At 65.7% G+C, this 18066-nt stretch carries 16 protein-coding genes; 6 read left to right on the forward strand and 10 right to left on the reverse strand.

From position 1 onward, the window contains the following. Nucleotides 1–26 precede the first annotated feature (26 nt). Both HG262_RS08325 and lolA read left to right on the forward strand, forming a co-directional pair. Complete coding sequence (locus HG262_RS08325) at nucleotides 27–2411, forward strand: DNA translocase FtsK (protein ID WP_211187017.1); 2385 nt, start codon at nucleotides 27–29, stop codon at nucleotides 2409–2411. After that, nucleotides 2411–3034 (forward strand): outer membrane lipoprotein chaperone LolA, encoded by a 624-nt coding sequence (gene lolA / locus HG262_RS08330; RefSeq protein WP_169270613.1) that lies wholly within the window; start codon nucleotides 2411–2413, stop codon nucleotides 3032–3034. Before HG262_RS08325 ends, lolA begins: the two co-directional genes overlap by 1 nt. A gap of 137 nt (nucleotides 3035–3171) precedes the next feature. Here lolA and HG262_RS08335 read toward each other — a convergent pair whose 3' ends face one another. From HG262_RS08335 to HG262_RS08375, 9 genes are all read right to left on the reverse strand, one after another. Next, nucleotides 3172–3585 carry a RidA family protein gene (locus HG262_RS08335; RefSeq protein ID WP_169270555.1) on the reverse strand — a complete coding sequence of 138 codons (414 nt, stop codon included), beginning with the start codon at nucleotides 3583–3585 and terminating at the stop codon, nucleotides 3172–3174. A gap of 10 nt (nucleotides 3586–3595) precedes the next feature. Continuing rightward, nucleotides 3596–5089 carry a D-aminoacylase gene (locus tag HG262_RS08340; RefSeq protein ID WP_169270556.1) on the reverse strand — a complete coding sequence of 498 codons (1494 nt, stop codon included), beginning with the start codon at nucleotides 5087–5089 and terminating at the stop codon, nucleotides 3596–3598. Between the two features lie 14 nt (nucleotides 5090–5103). Then, nucleotides 5104–5976 carry a MurR/RpiR family transcriptional regulator gene (locus tag HG262_RS08345; protein WP_169270557.1) on the reverse strand — a complete coding sequence of 291 codons (873 nt, stop codon included), beginning with the start codon at nucleotides 5974–5976 and terminating at the stop codon, nucleotides 5104–5106. Between the two features lie 36 nt (nucleotides 5977–6012). Further along, the gene (locus HG262_RS08350) at nucleotides 6013–7011 is read right to left on the reverse strand and encodes an ABC transporter ATP-binding protein (RefSeq protein WP_169270558.1); all 999 of its coding nucleotides are present in this window, start codon (nucleotides 7009–7011) and stop codon (nucleotides 6013–6015) included. Further along, nucleotides 7008–8015 (reverse strand): ABC transporter ATP-binding protein, encoded by a 1008-nt coding sequence (locus HG262_RS08355; RefSeq protein WP_169270559.1) that lies wholly within the window; start codon nucleotides 8013–8015, stop codon nucleotides 7008–7010. Before HG262_RS08355 ends, HG262_RS08350 begins: the two co-directional genes overlap by 4 nt. 2 nt (nucleotides 8016–8017) lie before the next feature. Next, nucleotides 8018–8887, reverse strand: coding sequence for an ABC transporter permease (locus HG262_RS08360; protein WP_006223585.1), 870 nt, complete (start codon nucleotides 8885–8887; stop codon nucleotides 8018–8020). A gap of 120 nt (nucleotides 8888–9007) precedes the next feature. After that, entirely contained in the window at nucleotides 9008–9949 is a 942-nt protein-coding gene (locus tag HG262_RS08365) for an ABC transporter permease (protein ID WP_006223586.1), read from the reverse strand. Nucleotides 9950–10097: 148 nt separating this feature from the next. Next, nucleotides 10098–11657: an ABC transporter substrate-binding protein gene (locus HG262_RS08370; RefSeq protein WP_169270560.1), complete on the reverse strand. Its 1560-nt coding sequence runs from the start codon at nucleotides 11655–11657 to the stop codon at nucleotides 10098–10100. A 113-nt stretch (nucleotides 11658–11770) separates the two neighbouring features. Then, complete coding sequence (locus HG262_RS08375; protein ID WP_169270561.1) at nucleotides 11771–13039, reverse strand: amino acid deaminase; 1269 nt, start codon at nucleotides 13037–13039, stop codon at nucleotides 11771–11773. Between the two features lie 176 nt (nucleotides 13040–13215). Here HG262_RS08375 and HG262_RS08380 point away from each other — a divergent pair, with 176 nt between their 5' ends. The 4 genes from HG262_RS08380 (at nucleotide 13216) to HG262_RS08395 (ending at nucleotide 17307) form a co-directional block, all read left to right on the forward strand. Next, on the forward strand, nucleotides 13216–14007 hold the full coding sequence (locus HG262_RS08380; RefSeq protein WP_169270562.1) for a deaminated glutathione amidase: 792 nt from the start codon (nucleotides 13216–13218) through the stop codon (nucleotides 14005–14007). A gap of 91 nt (nucleotides 14008–14098) precedes the next feature. Continuing rightward, nucleotides 14099–15439, forward strand: coding sequence for a replication-associated recombination protein A (locus tag HG262_RS08385; RefSeq protein ID WP_169270563.1), 1341 nt, complete (start codon nucleotides 14099–14101; stop codon nucleotides 15437–15439). A gap of 42 nt (nucleotides 15440–15481) precedes the next feature. Continuing rightward, nucleotides 15482–16828, forward strand: coding sequence for a serine--tRNA ligase (gene serS / locus HG262_RS08390; protein ID WP_169270564.1), 1347 nt, complete (start codon nucleotides 15482–15484; stop codon nucleotides 16826–16828). Nucleotides 16829–17058: 230 nt separating this feature from the next. Then, nucleotides 17059–17307 carry a hypothetical protein gene (locus tag HG262_RS08395; protein WP_169270565.1) on the forward strand — a complete coding sequence of 83 codons (249 nt, stop codon included), beginning with the start codon at nucleotides 17059–17061 and terminating at the stop codon, nucleotides 17305–17307. A gap of 278 nt (nucleotides 17308–17585) precedes the next feature. Here the strand turns inward: HG262_RS08395 and HG262_RS08400 are convergent, their stop codons facing one another. Then, nucleotides 17586–17921, reverse strand: a complete 336-nt coding sequence (locus HG262_RS08400; RefSeq protein ID WP_169270566.1) for a virulence factor — start codon at nucleotides 17919–17921, stop codon at nucleotides 17586–17588. Nucleotides 17922–18066 lie beyond the last annotated feature (145 nt).

An 18066-nucleotide genomic window follows, 5' to 3' on the forward strand; every position in this document is an offset into this window, starting at 1 on the left:
GTTAACGCCCAATTATAATGAGCCGCATGCCGCGTATCTCGACTGCTTCTCCGCGCGCCTCGCGCAACACCCGCAACGGGCCCTCGCCGCTACAAACGCGTATTTCCGCGTTGCTGCGCGAGGCCCGCTGGATCCTATTTGCCGCCCTGGCGGCCTGGCTCACCCTGGTGCTGGCCACCTGGAGCGCGTCCGACCCTGGCTGGTCGCACTCCGTGCCCGGCGACGTCGTGCGCAACCACGGGGGACGGCTGGGCGCCTATCTGGCGGACATCCTCCTCTATCTCTTCGGCTTCTCGGCCTGGTGGTGGGTCATCCTGCTGCTGCACCGCGTGCGCGCCGGCTATCGCCGGCTGGCCAGCCAGCTTAAGGTAACTAATGGTAAGCAGCCGGAAGTGTTGCCGCGCGTCCACTGGGAAGAGGGCATCGGTTTCTTCCTGCTGCTGCTGGGCTCGCTGGGCATGGAAGCCCTGCGCCTGGCCAGCCGCGGCACGCACCTGCCCGGCGCGTCCGAAACCGCCAGCGGCGCCGGCGGCGTCATCGGCCACATGCTGGCCGACCTGATCAGCCGCAGCATCGGCTTTACCGGCAGTACGCTGGCCTTCCTGGTCATGCTGGCCATCGGCCTGAGCCTGTTCTTCTCGTTCTCGTGGCTGGCCGTGGCCGAACGCGTGGGATCCTGGATGGAGGGCATCGTCCGCCGCATCCGCAATTCCTACGCCGCCCGCGAAGACCGCAAGGTCGGCCAGGTCGCCAAGGCCGTGCGCACCGAGCAGGTCGAGGCCAAGCAGGAAAAGCTGGTGCACGAGCAGCCGGTGCGCATCGAGCCCGCCATTACCGTCGTGCCCAAGTCCGAACGCGTCGAAAAGGAAAAGCAGCAATCGCTGTTCTTTGCGCCTTCGGGCGGCGCCGAAGGCGACCTGCCGGCCATCAGCCTGCTGGATCCGCCGCTGGCGAACCAGGAAACAGTCTCGGCCGAGACCATCGAATTCACCTCGCGCCTGATCGAAAAGAAGCTGGCCGACTTCGGCGTGTCCGTCACCGTGGTGGCGGCGCAGGCCGGCCCGGTCATCACGCGCTATGAAATCGAGCCGGCCACCGGCGTGAAGGGCAGCCAGATCGTGAACCTGGCCAAGGACCTGGCGCGAGCCCTCAGTCTGGTCAGCATTCGGGTAGTGGAAACCATCCCGGGCAAGAACCTGATGGGTCTTGAACTGCCCAACCCGCGCCGCCAGATGGTGCGCCTGTCTGAAATCCTGGGCTCGCAGACCTATCACGCCAGCCATTCGGTGGTGACGATGGCGCTGGGCAAGGATATTGCCGGCAACCCCGTCGTGGCCGATCTGGCCAAGATGCCCCACCTGCTGGTGGCGGGCACCACCGGGTCGGGTAAGTCCGTGGGGATCAACGCCATGATCCTGTCCTTGCTGTACAAGGCCGACGCGTCCCATACCCGCCTGATCCTGATCGACCCGAAGATGCTGGAAATGAGCGTCTACGAGGGCATCCCGCACCTGCTGGCTCCGGTCGTCACCGACATGCGCCACGCGGCCAACGCATTGAACTGGTGCGTGGGCGAAATGGAAAAGCGCTACCGCCTGATGAGCAAGATGGGGGTGCGCAACCTGGCGGGCTACAACACCAAGATCCGCGACGCCATCAAGCGCGAAGAACCCATCCCGAACCCGTTCTCGCTGACGCCCGATGCGCCCGAGCCGCTGTCGCCGCTGCCCACCATCGTGGTGGTGATCGACGAACTGGCCGATCTGATGATGGTGGTGGGCAAGAAGATCGAAGAACTGATCGCCCGCCTGGCGCAGAAGGCACGCGCCGCCGGCATCCACCTGATCCTGGCCACACAACGTCCCAGCGTGGACGTCATCACGGGCCTGATCAAGGCCAACATCCCGACGCGCATCGCGTTCCAGGTGTCGTCCAAGATCGATTCGCGCACCATTCTTGACCAGATGGGCGCCGAAACCCTGCTGGGCCAGGGCGACATGCTCTACATGCCGCCGGGCACCGGCCTGCCGGTGCGCGTGCACGGCGCGTTCTGCAGCGACGATGAAGTGCACCGCGTGGTGGAAAGCCTGAAGGCGCAGGGGGAACCGAACTACATCGAAGGCCTGCTGGAAGGCGGCCTCGAGGGCGATAACGGCGAAGGCGCCAGCAGCGTCACCGGCATCGGCGGCGACGCCGAATCCGACCCGATGTACGACCAGGCATGCGAAGTGGTGCTCAAGCACCGCCGCGCCTCGATCTCGCTGGTGCAGCGCCACCTGCGCATTGGTTACAACCGCGCGGCCCGGTTACTCGAGCAAATGGAGCAATCGGGTATGGTGTCGGCGATGCAATCCAATGGCAACCGGGAAATCCTGGTCCCCGCCGCCGCTGCCGCCCGAGAGGAAGCATGATGAAGACGTTTCGCCGCCTGGCCATCGCCACCGCCTTAAGCCTGGCGCCCGCCCTGGCGTTCGCCGCCAGCGCGCAAGAGCAGTTGAAGGCCTTTGTCTCGACGGTCACGGCGGCCACCGGTTCGTTCTCGCAATACACGGTGAACAACCAGGGCCGTACGCAGCCCGCGCAGACTGGGGTGTTTTCGTTCCAGCGCCCGGGCAAGTTCAAGTGGGCGGTGCAAAAGCCGTACGAGCAGCTCGTCATCTCCGACGGCCGCACGGTGTTCCAGTTCGATCCTGACCTGGCCCAGGTGACCGAACGCAAAGTGGATGCCGCCATCGGCACGTCGCCCGCCGCGATCCTGTTCGGTTCTGGTTCGCTTGAGCAATCGTTCGACGTGTCGGCGCTGCCGTCCAAGGACGGCGTGGAGTGGCTGCGCGCCAAGCCGCGCACGGCCGACGCCGGCTTTTCGCGCGTGGACATCGGCATGAAGGACAACCTGCCGGTGCGCGTCGAACTGCTCGATTCGTTCGGCCAGACAACCCGCGTCGATCTGTCGGCGATCGCGGCAAACCCGTCGCTGTCCGCCAAGGAATTCCAATTCACGGCACCCAAGGGCGTAGACGTCGTGAAAATGTAGGATGGGCCGTAGGATGGGTGAAGCGTGAAGACTCGTGCGCGAAGACACCCGCCGCCCAGCGCGCGCAGCCCATCCAGCAGCGCTGCAAAAAAAGGCCCGGTTCCTGCGAACCGGGCCTTTTTACTGCAAGCGCCCCATCAAGGCCGCTTGTATGCCACGCAATCGATCTCGACCTTGGCGTCCACCATCAGGCTGGACTGCACGCAGGCACGGGCGGGCGGGTTGTCGCCGAAGTACTCCTTGAACACCTTGTTGAACGACGGGAAGTCGCGGGCGTCGTCCAACCACACTCCGCAGCGCACCACGTGTTCCGGGCCATACCCGGCTTCCTTCAGGATGGCCAGCAGTTGCTGGATGGCCTTGTGGCATTGCGCGACGGTGCCGCCTTCGATCACTTCGCCGTTTTCCATCGGCACCTGGCCGGACACGTGCAGCCAGCCGTCGGCGGCGACGGCGCGCGCAAACGGCATGTGTGAACCGCCTTGGCCGGTGCCGCCGGCGACGCCGTAGCGGGTGATGCCGTTCTTGTCGGGAGTCGGGGCATTGCTCATGGAGGGTTCCTTATTGGGATGGGGTTGAGGCCGGAGAGAGGGAGGACGCCGCCGCGAAGCTCGCGCGCAGGTCGCCGTTGCGCGGTAGCCAGCGCCCGGCGCGGTCGCCGGTGGGTTGCCCCTGGTGGTACGACAGGGCGCCGTTGACCCAGACGGCTTCGATGCCGGCCGCGGTTTGCACCGGCGCGGCGAAGGTGGCGCGGTCGATGACGGTGTCCGGATTGAACAGCACCAGATCGGCGTGATAGCCCTCCCGCACCAGGCCGCGGTCGGCCAGGCCAAAGCGGGCGGCGGACAGGCCGGTCATCTTGTGCACGGCCTGGATCAGCGGGAACAGCCCCACATCGCGGCTGTAATGGCCCAGCACGCGCGGGAACGCGCCCCACAGGCGCGGATGCGGCATTGGGTCGTTGGGCAGGCCGTCCGACCCCACCATCGTCAGCGGGTGCGACAGGACGCGGCGCACGTCGTCCTCATGCATGTTGTGATACACCGCGCCGGCCGGTTGCAGGCGGCGCGCGGCCTCCAGCAACGTCACGCCCCAGTCGGCGGCAATGGCCGCCAGCTTGCGGCGCGCCGCTTCGGGATGCGGCACGGACCAGGTGATGTCGATGTCGAATTCGTCGGTGACCTGCTTCAAGTCCAGCGTGGAAGAACTGGCCGAATAGGGATAGCAGTCGCAACCCACATGCTGCAGGCGGCCCGCGCTCTCAAGGCTGAACAGCACTTCCTTCGTGCGGCCCCAGTTGCCGGCGCCCGCGCATTTCAAGTGTGACACCACCACCGGCACGCGCGCGTGCAAGGCGATGTCGAACGCTTCCTGCATGGCTTCCAGGATGGCTGCGAACTCCGAACGCAGGTGCGTCGTGTACAACGCACCGAATTCGTCCAGCGCTTCGGCCAGCAATTTGACTTCGGCCGTGTCGGCCTCGATGGCGGACGCGTAGGCCAGGCCCGTGCTCAGGCCGATCGCGCCATGCGCCAGCGCATCGCGCAATTGGTCGCGCATGGCCAGCACTTCAGGCCGCGTGGCAGCACGGTCCAGGCGGTCCATGTGGTTGCTGCGCAGGGCGGTGTGGCCCACCAGCGCGGCGACGTTGACCGCCGGCTGCGCGGCCTGGATGGCGCGGGTGTAGTCGGCGAACGTGGGGTAGTTGAAGTCTTCGCGGCCGCCCAGCAGGTTCATCGGGTCGGGGGGCTCGGCACGTAGCGACACGGGCGATGCGCTGATGCCGCAATTGCCCACCACCACGGTGGTCACGCCTTGAGACAGCTTGGGCAGCATGCCGGGCGTGCGGATCACGTTGGTGTCGTCATGCGTGTGCACGTCGATGAAGCCCGGCGCCAGCGCCAGGTCCGTGCCGTCGACGATGTGGCGGGCCTGCGCGCCGGGCAGCGCACCGATGGCGGCGATGCGGCCATCGGCCAAGGCCACGCTGGCGCGGTATTCGGCGCCGCCGGTGCCGTCCAGGACGCGGACGTTGCCAATGAGGGTGTCGTACATCTCGTGTTCCAGGTTCAATCGCCCAGCGGCAAACGGTTCGGGCCGCCGCGGTGCTCGTCCAGCGCCAGCTTGATGCGGCGCAGGCGTTCGCGGTTTTCCTCTTGGTTCAGCATGGCCAGTTCGGTCGACAACAGATCGATGGCCAGCATCATCGCGTAGCGCGAGGCCGAGGGTTTGTAGATGAAATCGGTTTCGTCGGTGCGGATCGGCAACACCACATCGGCCAGCTTGGCCAGTTCGGACGTCGCGTCCGTGATGGCGACGATGCGGGCGCGGTATTGCTTGACGATGCGGGCGGCGCCGACGATCTCGGGGGTGAGACCGGAGGCCGACAGGATCAGCACCGCATCGCGCTCGTCCAGCGTGGCGGCCACCATGCGCAGCAGCACCGCGTCGCTGTAGACGGCGATGGGGTAGCCCAGGCGCACCAGGCGCGACTGCACTTCCTGCGCCAGCACCGCGGACGCGCCGCCCATGCCGAATACGTAGATCATGCGCGCGCCGTCGACGATGGCGGACGCCTGCTCGAACAACTGCTCGGTGAAGGTGGGCAAGTGCGCGCGCAGCGTGCTTTCGATGTCGGCGTAGATGCGGGCGTAGAACGTGCTTTCCTCGGCAGGCGCGCTGGGATCCAGGAAGCGGCTGCCCACCGTGCTTGCCTGCGCCAGCTTCATCTTCAGGTCGCGGGTGTCTTCGCAGCCCACCGTGCGCGCAAAGCGCGAGATGGTGGCGATGCTGACGCCGGCCTTCGTCGCCAACTGGTCGACCGTGGCGCTGGCGCCCCACATGATGTCGTCCAGAATGGCGTCGGCGACCTTGCGTTCAGTCACGCTCAATGCGTCCCGCCGACTGCGTATCTGGAAGACGATGTCGCGGATGATATTCATGTGGGGTTCCTGGATCAGATCTGGTCGGGGCGAAAGTTAGGCCAGCTCGGGGGCGCCGATGCGCGAACAGGCCACGAAGTGGCCCGGGCCCACGCTGACGGCCTGCGCGTCAATCGTCGCGCAGGCGTCGATGGCGTGCGGGCAGCGTGTGCGGAACACGCAGCCGGATGGCGGGTTGACCGGGCTGGGGATATCGCCTTTAAGCAGAATACGCGAACGCGGGGCGCGCGGATCCGGCACGGGCGCGGCGGACAGCAGCGCGCGGGTATAGGGGTGGCGCGGGCGGGCGTAGACTTCGCTGGTCGGGCCGCGTTCCATGACGCGGCCCAGGTACATCACGACGACCTCGTCGCACAGGTAATCCACCACTGCCAGGTCGTGGGCGACGAACAGCATGGTCAGCCCCAGGTCGCGCTGCAGGTCCTGCAGCAGGTTCAGCACCTGCGCCTGCACCGAGACGTCCAGCGCCGACACGGGTTCGTCCGCCACGATGAAATCGGGCTCCACCGCCAGCGCACGGGCAATGCCGATGCGTTGGCGCTGGCCGCCCGAGAACTCGTGCGGGTAACGGCGGCTGTGGTCGGCGTTCAGGCCCACGCGCTCCAGCAGTTCGCCGATGCGGGCCGAACGGCGGTGCTGTGCCAGCCGGTGCGTGTCCAGCGCTTCGCCCAGGATCTCGGCCACCGTCATGCGGGGGTTGAGGCTGGCGTACGGGTCCTGGAACACGATCTGCATGCGGCGGCGCCACGGCAGCATCTGCTTTTCGTTCAGCGTGGTGATGTCGTGGCCGTCGAACAGAATGCGGCCCGCCGTGGGCGCGAACAGCCGCAACAGCGCGCGGCCGGTCGTGGTCTTGCCCGACCCGGATTCGCCGACCAGGCCCACGATGGTGTTCTTCGGCACATCGAAGCTGACGCCGTCCACGGCGCGCACCACGGGCGCATTACGCGCTTGCGAGGTCGGAAAGTGGACCTTCAGGTCTTCGATGCGGACCAGCGGATCTTCGGCGCGTACGGTCACTTGGGGGGTGGTCATATCGGGTTCACCTTGATGCAGCGCGCGCGGTGGTCGGGTTGCACGGCGATCAGTTCGGGCACGGCGGCGCGGCAGTCGTCGGCGGCCAGTTCGCAACGCGGCGCGAACGTGCAGCCGGCGGGCAGCGACAGCACGCTGGGCACGTTGCCGGGGATGGCGCGCAAGCGCTCGCCCGAGGCCAGCAGGGCGGCGGTGGGCAGGCAGGACAGGAGGCCGCGGGTGTACGGGTGCGTGGGCTTTTCGAACAGGTCGTAGACGCCCGCGTCCTCGACCACGCGCCCGGCATACATGACGGCCACGCGATGCGCGATCTCGGCCACCACGCCTAGGTTGTGCGTGATGAACAGGATGCTCATGTTCATCTCTTTCTGCAGCCGGCGCAGCAGGTCCAGGATCTGCGCCTGCACGGTCACGTCCAACGCGGTGGTGGGCTCGTCGGCGATCAGCACTGCCGGGTTGCAGGCCAGCGCCAGCGCGATCATCACGCGTTGGCGCATGCCGCCCGACATCTGGTGCGGGTACTCGTTGACGCGGCGGTCGGCGGCGGGGATCTCCACGCGTTCCAGCATTTCACGGGCGCGCCGGATCGCCGCCGCATAAGAGCCGCCTTCGTGCTGCAGCACGGCTTCGGCGATCTGGTCGCCCACCGTGTACAGCGGGTTCAGGCTGGTCATCGGTTCCTGGAAGATCATGGCGATTTCGGCGCCGCGGATCTTCTGCTGGGTGGCGGGCGTGGCGCGGGCCAGATCGTGCTGCGTGCCCTGGCGATCTCGGTACAGGATCTTGCCGCCTTCGATGCGGCCGGCCGGCTTGGGCAACAGGCCCATGATGGACAGGCTGGTCACGGATTTGCCGGAACCGGACTCGCCCACGATGGCCAGCGTTTCGCCGCGGGCCAAGTCGAAGGTGACGCCGTCCACGGACTTGGCGATGCCGTCGCGGCTGTGGAACCAGGTTTTCAGCCCTTCCACGGACAGCACGACGTCTCGGGTGCTTGCCGTCATGATTACAGCTCCTTGCGCAGGCGCGGGTCGAGTACGTCGCGCAGGCCGTCGCCGACCAGTTGCAGCGACAGCACGGACAGGACAATGGCGATGCCGGGGAAGATCATGATCCAGTCGGCCGAGCCCATGTATTGCTGGCCGGCGTTGATCATGGTGCCCCAGGTGGGGATGTCGGGCGATACGCCCACGCCCAGGAACGACAGGCCGGCTTCGGCCAGGATCGCGTAGGCAAAGATGAACGTGCCCTGCACCAGAATGGGCGACACCAGGTTGCGCAGCACGTGCACCGTGACGATACGCCACGTGGGCACGCCCAGCGCGCGGGCGGCTTCCACGAAGGGCAGCTCGCGGATCACAAGCGTCGAGGCGCGCACGATGCGGGCCAGGCGCGGCGTGTAGACGATGCCCAGCGCGATCACCACGTTGATCAGCGACGGCCCCAGCGCGGCCACCAGCGAGATCGCCAGCAGGATATCGGGGAACGCCATCATCGCGTCGATCAGGCGCGACACGAATTTGTCGGCCGACCGGAAGAAGCCGGCGACAAGGCCCAGCGCGATGCCCAGCACGCTGGAGACGATCACGACGGAAAAGCCCACCATCAGCGACAGCCGGCCGCCGTAGATGACGCGGCTGAATACGTCGCGTCCGAAGTCGTCGGTGCCGAACCAGTGCGCGGCGCCCGGCGCTTTCAGCCGGTTCATGATGGACAGCTTGAACGGATCGTAGGGGCTGACCCACGGCGCCAGCAGCGCGGCGGCCACCAGCACGATGATCACGATCAGGCTGATCAGGACCGTCTTGCGCGATACCAGCAGGCGCAGCACCTGCCAGCGGTCGGTTCCGGAATTCACGGTAGTCCCGGTTGTCATGTCAGTGGCTCCACTTGCAGTGCATCGGATCGGGGCCGCGCGGAGCCGGCTTTGCCGGGCCGCAGGCGGCGCCCCCTTGAGGGGGAAGCGCCGCGGGCGCTTCGGGGGTGGGGCGCATCATCAGTAACGGACCCGAGGATCGACCACCAGGTACAGCAGGTCGATAAGGAGGTTGATCAGGACGTAAATGGCGGCGATGACCAGCAGCGCGCCCTGGATGACGGGGTAGTCGCGGCGCAGGACCGCCGACACCACCAGGCTGCCTACGCCGGGCAGGCCGAATACCGTTTCCGTCACGACCGCGCCGCTGATCAGAAGGGCCGTCGTCAGGCCCAGCACCGTCAGGATGGGGATCAGGGCGTTGCGCACGGCGTGCTTCAGGATGACTTTGCTTTCAGGCAGGCCCTTGGCCCGCGCGGTGCGCACGTAGTCGTCGCGCAGCACGTCGAGCATGCTGGCGCGGATGAAGCGGGTGATCAGCGCGGAGTTCACCAGGCCCAACACCACGGCGGGCAGGATCAGGTGCGACAGGCGCGTGGCCAGCGATGCGTCGGGGCCGCCATAGCCGGACACGGGCAGCCAGCCCAGCTTCACCGAGAAAATCTGCATCAGCAGCAGCCCCAGCCAGAAGCTGGGCACGCTGGAGGTGAACATCGAGAACGACAGCACCGACTGGTCCAGCGTGGTGCCGCGTTTGACCGCGGACAGGATCCCCACGGGCAGCGCGATCGCGCTGGCGATCAGGAGCGACATCAGCGTCAGCAGGATCGTGGGCTCGGCGCGGTCTGCCAGCGCCGACAGCACGGGCTTGTTCATGAAGATGGACTGGCCCAGGTCACCCTGCGCCAGCTTGCCCAGCCACGACAGGTACTGGATCGCCATGGGCTGGTCCAGCCCAAGCTGCGTGCGCAGGGCGGCGATGTCCTGCTGGCTGGCCTGCGGGCCCAGCATCACCGCGGCCGGATCGCCGGGCGTGACGCGGATGATGACGAACACGATGGTCGCGACGATGAACATCACGGCCACCAGCCCGACCAGCCGGTTTAAAAGATAACGCAACACGATGAGGTCCTAAAAAGCGTCATTCGGGACGGTGCGTGGAGAGCAGGGGCGCTCTATCGCAACCATCGAACGACGGGTGTCGCACGGCAGGCAATCGGGTGCTTCAACCGTTCTGCCGCGCGACGCCCATCCTATGTACCGCGTGCCGTCACTTGGGGGCCTTCCAGGCGTTCCAGAAGAACGGCCACGGGGCGGGCTTGGTGCCTTGCAGCGACGGCGAACGCGCGGCCTGGGCATTGAAGTCGCCGACCTTGACGAAGGGGATCTCGTCATACACGGCCTGCTGCACGTCGGCCCAGCGCTTGACGCGTTCTTCCTGCGTGCGTGCCTGGTTGAAGGCGTCCATTACCTGCGCGCGGCGCGGCGTGTCCCACCAGCCCGGCGCATCCTTGGACGGGAAGTCGATCAGCGCGGGTTCCGGCAGGAATACGCTGTGGGTAATGAAGATGTCCCACACGGCGGGATCCTGGCGGCGCTGCGTCAAAGTGGCCCAATCCACCACCTGCATGTCCACCGTGAAGCCGGCGGCTTTCAGGTATTCCGCGGCTACCAGCGCCATCTTGTAGTGGAACTCGTACTGTTGGCTGGTCAGGATGCGGATCTTCTTGTCGGCCACGTTGGCGCTGTCCAAGAGTTTCTTGGCGGCGGCGGAATCGGCCTTGTTGTAGACCTTGCCGCCCAGCGACGTGGCCCACGGGTAGCCTTCCGGATACAGGTCGCCGTTCAGCTTGTAGAACTCCTTGTTGCCGAAGGCGGCGAACAGCATGTCTTCTTCGTTCAGCGCCAATTGCACCGCCTGGCGCACGGCCAGGTTGGACATGATGCCTTGCTTGGTGTTGAGAACCAGGCGCGGCCAGCCGAAGGGCTTGAGCATCACCGGGTCCGAACGGCCGCCCTTGAGCTTGTCCAGCGCTTCCACGGGCAGCGAGTCGACGTAGTCGAACTGGCCGGCGGCGGCGGCTTCCGAGCGGGTGTTGGCGTTGCTGACCGGCACGAAGCGGATTTCGTCCAGGTATTGCTTGCGCGCACCGCCATAGCCGTCGGGCTCGCCTTCACGCTGCTTGTATCCTTCGAAGCGCACCAGCTGGATGTACTGGTCCGGCACGCGGGCCTTCAACTGGTAGGGGCCCGTGCCGACGATTTCGGTCAGCACCGGCGCGATCTTGCCCTTGGGCATGATGACGGCCGCGGCATTGTTCATGGCCAGCAGCGCGGTCAGCGGCGCATAGGGCTGCTTGAGCGTGATGCGGATGGTGTTGGCATCCGGCGCTTCGATGCTGCTGATGACCTTGGCGGCGCCCTTGCCGCGCGTGGCGGTCTCGGTCCAGCGCTTGAGCGAGGCCAGCACGTCTGACGAGTCCATCTTGGAACCGTCGTGGAACGTGATGCCCTGACGCAACGGGATCGTGTAGACCAGGCCGTCGGGGCTGACGTCCGGCATCTTGTCGGCCAAGAGCGGGGTCAGGTTCCACTTGGCGTCGAACGTGTACAGCGTTTCGAAGAAATGCTGCGTCAGGATGCCCACCAGGTCGGCCGTGCTGGTCATCGGGTCCAGCGTCGGCGGCTCACCGATGGTGGCGACGGATATCGTGCCCCCCTTGACGGGCGCGGCACAGAGGGCGGGGGACGACAATGCGGTCAAGCCAATTGCGCCGGCCGCGAGCAGGCTGGTCAGCCCACCGCCTCGCCGGGAGGGTCGGAAGTTCATGATTCTCTCTCCAGAGGGTCAAAAACAGGTTGTCGCGTGGTATTGGGTAAGCGCCGGGATCCCAGGTCTTTCAGCCCCCTCGGGCCTGGCACGGTGCGGCAGGCAGGGGGCGTTCAGAAGAAGGTTTCGGCCACGTCGGTGACGCGGTACTGCTCGTCCACCAGCAACACCTGGCGCCACTTGTCGAACGTCAGGCAGGGGTGGGAGATATCGAAGGCGATCATGTCGCCGACCTGGATGTCGTCGCCTTCGCCGATCTGCATAAAGGCGTGCTGGTCCATCATGGCGGTCAGCTTCCATGCCTGGGGCGCGGCGGCGGGCGCCTCCTGGCCGGGGCGGAAGCGCAGGGCGGGGGTGGGCAGGCCGGCGTCGAACGCGGCGTCGCGCTTGCCCATCGCGATGATGGCGCGGCCGGGCTCGGGCAGCGATTGCACATAAGCCCAGACCTGCAAGGCCGGCAGCAGGCCCGGTTCCATTTTCTTGGCCACCGGGTTGTGGGCGTTGATGCGTTCCGCGGCCGATCGGTAGACGCCCACGTCGTGCGATAGGTAGCAGCCGGGGCGCAGCACCACTTCCAGCGGCGTGCCGATATCCAGTTGCGAGAATTCTTCGGCCACCACGTCGAACCAGGCCGAGCCGGCGCCGGAAATGACTGCAGGGCCGCTCTTGCGCAGACGGCCGGCGGTGGCCAGGCCGCGCAGGGCGTCGGTGGCACGGCGCAGGAAGGCGCGGATGGCGCCTTCTTCCTGCAGCACGCCTTCATAGACTTCAATGCCGGCTAGCGCCAGGTGGGGCCAGCGGCCGATTTCCTCGACCACCGCCTGCAACTGCGCGTCGTCGCGCACGCCTGTGCGCCCGCCGGTGGGGCCCAGTTCGATCAGCACGGGCAGGGTAAGGCCCTGTTCGCCGAAGAACTTGCCCAGCTGGGCGGCATTGGCGGGGGAATCCACAATGCAGAAATAGGTAAAGGCGGGATCTTGCAGCAGTCGGGCGATGATGGCCATGTTGGCCCGGCCGACCAGCTGATTGGCCATCAGCACACGGCGGATGCCGTGCTGGTACGCCGCCAGCACCTGCGGCGCGGTCGCCAGCGTGATGCCCCAGGCGCCGTTGTCGATCTGGCGCTTGAACAAGGCGGGGCTCATCGTGGTCTTGCCGTGGGGCGCCAGCTTGACGTGGTAGGCCTCCATGAACTGCTGCATCCATTGCAGGTTGTGGCGGACGCGGGTCTCGTAGAGCACCGCCACCGGCAGGCTGACGTCTTCGTCCAGCAGTTTCCAGTTCAAGGCCGCCACGTCGGCGGTGGTACAGGACTCGGGGAAGGCGCCCAGGCCTTTGCCGTTCACGTCCAACAGGGCTGCGGGGGAGGATGAGTTCGTCATGGCGGGCGCCGGTTATGGAAAATATTTACGTCAAATTCGGTTTTTTTCATTATCGTGAAAGAAATTTACAAGCGGGAGCTAGGAGTTTCCCGTAGTCGGCACGCCGGGCCGGTTGGCGCGACAATAGGAAAACCCGGGGAAAATCCGGAAAAAACCGATCCGCACAAGGAAAAGCCATGCTGAAAGTCGCTTTGGGCCAGTTCGCCGTCAGCCGTGTCTGGGAAGAGAACGCCCAGGTCTGCGTTGACTTGATGGAACGCGCCCGCGCGAACGGGGCCGATCTGCTGGTGCTGCCCGAAGGCATCCTGGCCCGCGACATCACTGACCCGCAGATTGTGCTGAAGGCCGCGCAACCGCTCGACGGCCCGTTCATGACGCGCCTGCTTGCGGCCAGCCGCGGCTCGTCCCTGTCGACCATGATGTGCGTGCACATCCCCACGGGCGAAGGCCGGGTCTGGAACACGCTGGTCACCTTGCGCGACGGTGAAATCGTGTCGCAGTACCGCAAGCTGCACCTGTACGACGCCTTCAACATGAAAGAGTCCACCAACGTCACCCCCGGCACTGATATCCCGCCCTTGCTGGACATCGCCGGCCTGCGCGTGGGTCTGATGACCTGCTATGACGTGCGCTTCCCCGAAATGGCGCGCCGCCTGGCGCTGGATGGCGCGGACCTGCTGGTGCTGCCGGCCGCCTGGGTGCGCGGCCCCTTGAAGGAAATGCACTGGGAAGTGCTGGTCACGGCGCGCGCACTGGAGAACACCTGCTATGTGGCGGCCACCGGCGAATGCGGCGAACGAAACATCGGTTGCAGCATGGTGGTGGACCCGTTGGGCGTCGTGACGGCGCGCGCGGGCGAGGCGCCGGCGCTGGTGTTCGCGGACATTGACCCGGAACGCCTGGCGCATGCCCGCCGCGTGCTGCCGGTGTTGGCCAACCGCCGTTTCGCGCCGCCGGAATTGTCCTGAGCCGCGGGCGGGCCGAGGGGCCGGCCCGGGGGCGGCGGTCATGGTGTAATACCGACTTGAACTTCTTGCTGTCTTCCCTCATCTGCTGCCAATGAGCAACGATCTCTTCGCGGCCGATCCAGCGCATCGGCCTTATGTGCCCCTGGCCGAGCGCCTGCGCCCGCGCACCTTGTCCGACGTGGTCGGGCAATCGCACCTGCTGGGCCCCGATAAGCCCCTGCGCGTCGCCTTCGAATCCGGCCGTCCGCATTCCATGATCTTCTGGGGCCCGCCGGGCGTGGGCAAGACCACGCTCGCGCGCCTGATGGCCGATGGCTTCGACGCGCAGTTCATCGCCATTTCGGCCGTGCTGGGCGGGGTCAAGGACATCCGCGAAGCCGTCACGGTGGCGCAGGTGGCGCAAGGCCAGGGACGGCGCACGATCCTCTTCGTCGACGAGGTGCACCGCTTCAACAAGGCGCAGCAGGACGCCTTCCTGCCCTATGTGGAAAGCGGGCTGTTCACTTTCATCGGCGCCACCACCGAGAATCCCTCGTTCGAGGTCAACTCGGCCTTGCTATCGCGGGCGCGGGTGTACGTGCTGCAATCGCTCTCGCCCGAAGAATTGCAGCAACTGGTCGACCGCGCGGTCGACGCGCTGAACGACGGGCTGGAAGAGGGCGACGCCATCCGCGTCGAGGCCGACGCGCGCGAGCAACTCGCGGCCTGGGCCGATGGCGACGCCCGGCGTCTGATCAGCGCGGTGGAAGTGGTGGCCGAATCCGCGCAGTCGGCCGGCCGCGATTCAGTGGACGCGGCCTGGCTGGAGATCTCGCTGTCCCAGAACCTGCGGCGCTTCGACAAAGGCGGCGACGCCTTCTACGACCAGATCAGCGCGCTGCATAAATCGGTGCGCGGTTCCAACCCGGACGCCGCGCTCTACTGGTTCTGCCGCATGATCGACGGCGGCGCCGATCCTAAATACCTGTCGCGCCGGCTGGTGCGCATGGCGGTCGAGGACATCGGCCTGGCCGATCCCCGCGCCACCGACCTGGCGGTCAACGGCGCCGACATCTATGAACGGCTGGGTTCGCCCGAGGGCGAGCTGGCGCTGGCGCAAGCCGTGGTCTACATGGCCTGCGCGGCCAAATCCAACGCCGTCTACAAAGCCTACAATCAAGCACGCCAGTTCGCGGCGGAGCACGGCAGCGCGCCGGTGCCCATTCATCTGCGCAACGCACCCACCAAGCTGATGAAGCAATTGGGCCACGGCAAGGCCTACCGCTATGCCCACGACGAGCCCCACGGCTATGCCGCGGGCGAACAATATTTCCCTGATGGACTGAAGCCTTCTTTCTATCGGCCGACCGATCGCGGCCTGGAGGCTAAAATCCAGCAGAAGTTGGCATTCCTGCGTGAGTTGGACGCGCAGGAACGCGCCAAGAACCGGTGACGGGCCCCGCCCGTTGCTTTCCGCAACCTCACTGACATCACCATGCTAGACCCGATACTGCTGCGCAAAGACCTGCAAACCGTCGTAGACCGCCTCAAAAGCCGTGGCGTGTCCTTCGACACGGAACGGTTCAACGATCTGGAGTCTCGCCGCAAGGCCGTCCAGACCGAAACCGAGTCCCTGCAAGCCCGCCGCAATGCGCTGGCCAAGCAGATCGGTCAGTTGAAGGCGAAGGGCGAAGACGCCAGCGCCGTCATGGCCGAATCGCAGGCCGTGCCGGTCCGCTTGAAGCAGCTGGAAGAAGAGCTGGCCGCCTTGCAGGCCCCGCTGAACGACCTGCTGATGTCGGTGCCGAACCTGCCGCACGCCAGCGTGCCACTGGGCGAATCCGCCGACGACAACGTCGAGGTTCGCCGCTGGCTGCCTGGCGCCGCGGGCGCTGACGGCAACCCGCCGGCGCTGGCGTTCGACGCGCGCGACCACGTCGCCATCGGCGAACCGCTGGGCCTGGATTTCGATATGGCGGCCAAGCTGTCGGGCGCGCGCTTCTCGTTCATGCGCGGCCCGATCGCCCGCCTGCACCGCGCGCTGTCCCAGTTCATGCTGGACCTGCAAACGGGCACGCACGGCTACACCGAGTGCTACACGCCGTATATCGTCAACGCCTCGACCCTGTACGGCACCGGGCAGTTGCCGAAGTTCAAGGACGACATGTTCGCCGTCTCCAAGGGCGGCGGCGACGACGATCCCAAGGTGGACGCCGCGGGCAACCCGTATGTGCGTGAAGACCAGTACCTGATCTCCACGTCGGAAATCACGCTGACCAGCGTGGCGCGCGACACCATCCAGTCCGCCGCCGACCTGCCGCTCAAGCTCACCGCCCACACGCCTTGCTTCCGTTCTGAAGCCGGCAGCGGCGGCCGCGACACCCGCGGCATGATTCGCCAACACCAGTTCGACAAAGTCGAAATGGTGCAGATCACGCAACCGGACCAGTCTTACGAGGCGTTGGAAGACATGGTTGGCCATGCCGAGCGTGTGCTGCAACTGCTGGGCCTGCCGTACCGCGTGATGCTGTTGTGCACGGGCGACATGGGCTTTGGTTCCGCCAAGACCTATGACCTGGAAGTCTGGCTGCCGGCGCAAAATACCTGGCGCGAGATTTCGTCGGTGTCCAACTGCGAAACGTTCCAGGCCCGCCGCATGCAAGCGCGTTTCCGCAATGCACAAGGCAAACCGGAATTCGTGCACACCTTGAACGGTTCTGGCCTGGCGGTCGGCCGCGCATTGGTGGCCGTGCTGGAAAACCATCAACAGGCCGACGGCAGCGTGCTGGTTCCGGAAGCCTTGCAGCCTTATATGGGTGGCGTGACGGTACTGAAACCCTGACGCTTATCGCGCCTATCCTCCATTTGGAGGATAAAAAGACGGAGCCTCCGGGCTCCGTTTTTTTTTATCATGCGACATATTCTTGTCGCTTTCCCTGATTATGCTCACTCGCGTGTGTGCTTGATTTTGATGTGAGCAATTGTGTATTTTTAATAAAAGGGCCGGATAGTTACGGCACAATACACCCGCGTTCTACATGCTTCATTCACATATAAAACAAGGAGTTGTCCATGACTTCAAGAATGATTGGAGATTTTCGTGTGAGATGCTCTGTCGCTCATGAAGAAGAGCAGGGCTACCGCGTGCAGATATGGACACGCCGAGTCGGCGGTACCGCACCGGAAAAATGCTGGACAGTGCCCGGACAGGCGCCGTTCTCGGACTTGCACGAGGCAGAACAGGAAAGCCGCCAACTGTTCCAAGAAATCAATGGCGTGCGTTTCAACGGTGAACCGGAGTTTGCTCATGCGTCCGCATAATGGCTGGTGGCGGGCGTCGAGTGCGCCCCGCAGATGGATTGATCTTGTTCAGGAATCGCCGCAAGAGGCCAATAAGGCCAACGCGGCATTGCAAAAGCCGGCCGCTCTGGCTGGCAAGCCCGTACAGGCTCCCGCAGCCTGATATTGACCCAGCGGGGCACCGGACAATGTCCCGACGGGAATAGAAAACGGCTTTCAGGCCACGTAGGCTTCGCACGCCTTCTGTCTTGGGCTGCACGGCGATAAAAAGGCCACTCTTTCGAGTGGCCTTTGCCTATTTAACGGCGCCAATCGCCGTGGCCGTGCCCATGGCCGCGGTAATGACCGGGGCCGGGGCCGTAATAGCGCGGGGGCGGACCGCCGCGCCAGTAGGGGCCGCCGCGATAATAGACCGGAGCGGGATAGACCACCGGAGGCGCCACATAGACGGGAGCCGGGCGGTAATAGACGGGCGGCGGCGGAGCCACGTAGACCGGCGCGGGCGCGACATACACCGGCGCCGGATAGACCACCCCGGGGATGCCGATGGAAATGCCCACATCCACACGAGCCAATGCGACGCTGGAGATCAGCAGACCTGCGGCACCGGCACCTGCGATAAGCCATTTTTTCATGTTGCACCTGCCTGCTGCATGACACAGCAAAGTTGAGTATTCGACGGCCCTATTTTCGGGCTTTCCCGCTGGCTTTTCGTAAGCGAGGCTGCCTCAATAGCGACAATCCGCAACCGCTCCCTTGCAGGAATCCACGCAGGTGCTG

It is taken from the genome of Achromobacter sp. Bel (assembly GCF_012928505.1).
In the GTDB taxonomy this organism is placed as follows: Bacteria; Pseudomonadota; Gammaproteobacteria; order Burkholderiales; family Burkholderiaceae_B; genus Achromobacter.

Excerpts from the sequence above, each read along its gene's own strand:
- HG262_RS08325 (WP_211187017.1), top strand. The coding sequence starts at position 27 with ATGCCGCGTATCTCGACTGCTTCTCCGCGCGCCTCGCGCAACACCCGC.
- lolA (WP_169270613.1), top strand. The coding sequence starts at position 2,411 with ATGAAGACGTTTCGCCGCCTGGCCATCGCCACCGCCTTAAGCCTGGCG.
- HG262_RS08335 (WP_169270555.1), bottom strand. The coding sequence starts at position 3,585 with ATGAGCAATGCCCCGACTCCCGACAAGAACGGCATCACCCGCTACGGC.
- HG262_RS08340 (WP_169270556.1), bottom strand. The coding sequence starts at position 5,089 with ATGTACGACACCCTCATTGGCAACGTCCGCGTCCTGGACGGCACCGGC.
- HG262_RS08345 (WP_169270557.1), bottom strand. The coding sequence starts at position 5,976 with ATGAATATCATCCGCGACATCGTCTTCCAGATACGCAGTCGGCGGGAC.
- HG262_RS08350 (WP_169270558.1), bottom strand. The coding sequence starts at position 7,011 with ATGACCACCCCCCAAGTGACCGTACGCGCCGAAGATCCGCTGGTCCGC.
- HG262_RS08355 (WP_169270559.1), bottom strand. The coding sequence starts at position 8,015 with ATGACGGCAAGCACCCGAGACGTCGTGCTGTCCGTGGAAGGGCTGAAA.
- HG262_RS08360 (WP_006223585.1), bottom strand. The coding sequence starts at position 8,887 with ATGACAACCGGGACTACCGTGAATTCCGGAACCGACCGCTGGCAGGTG.
- HG262_RS08370 (WP_169270560.1), bottom strand. The coding sequence starts at position 11,657 with ATGAACTTCCGACCCTCCCGGCGAGGCGGTGGGCTGACCAGCCTGCTC.
- HG262_RS08375 (WP_169270561.1), bottom strand. The coding sequence starts at position 13,039 with ATGACGAACTCATCCTCCCCCGCAGCCCTGTTGGACGTGAACGGCAAA.
- HG262_RS08380 (WP_169270562.1), top strand. The coding sequence starts at position 13,216 with ATGCTGAAAGTCGCTTTGGGCCAGTTCGCCGTCAGCCGTGTCTGGGAA.
- HG262_RS08385 (WP_169270563.1), top strand. The coding sequence starts at position 14,099 with ATGAGCAACGATCTCTTCGCGGCCGATCCAGCGCATCGGCCTTATGTG.
- serS (WP_169270564.1), top strand. The coding sequence starts at position 15,482 with ATGCTAGACCCGATACTGCTGCGCAAAGACCTGCAAACCGTCGTAGAC.
- HG262_RS08395 (WP_169270565.1), top strand. The coding sequence starts at position 17,059 with ATGACTTCAAGAATGATTGGAGATTTTCGTGTGAGATGCTCTGTCGCT.
- HG262_RS08400 (WP_169270566.1), bottom strand. The coding sequence starts at position 17,921 with ATGAAAAAATGGCTTATCGCAGGTGCCGGTGCCGCAGGTCTGCTGATC.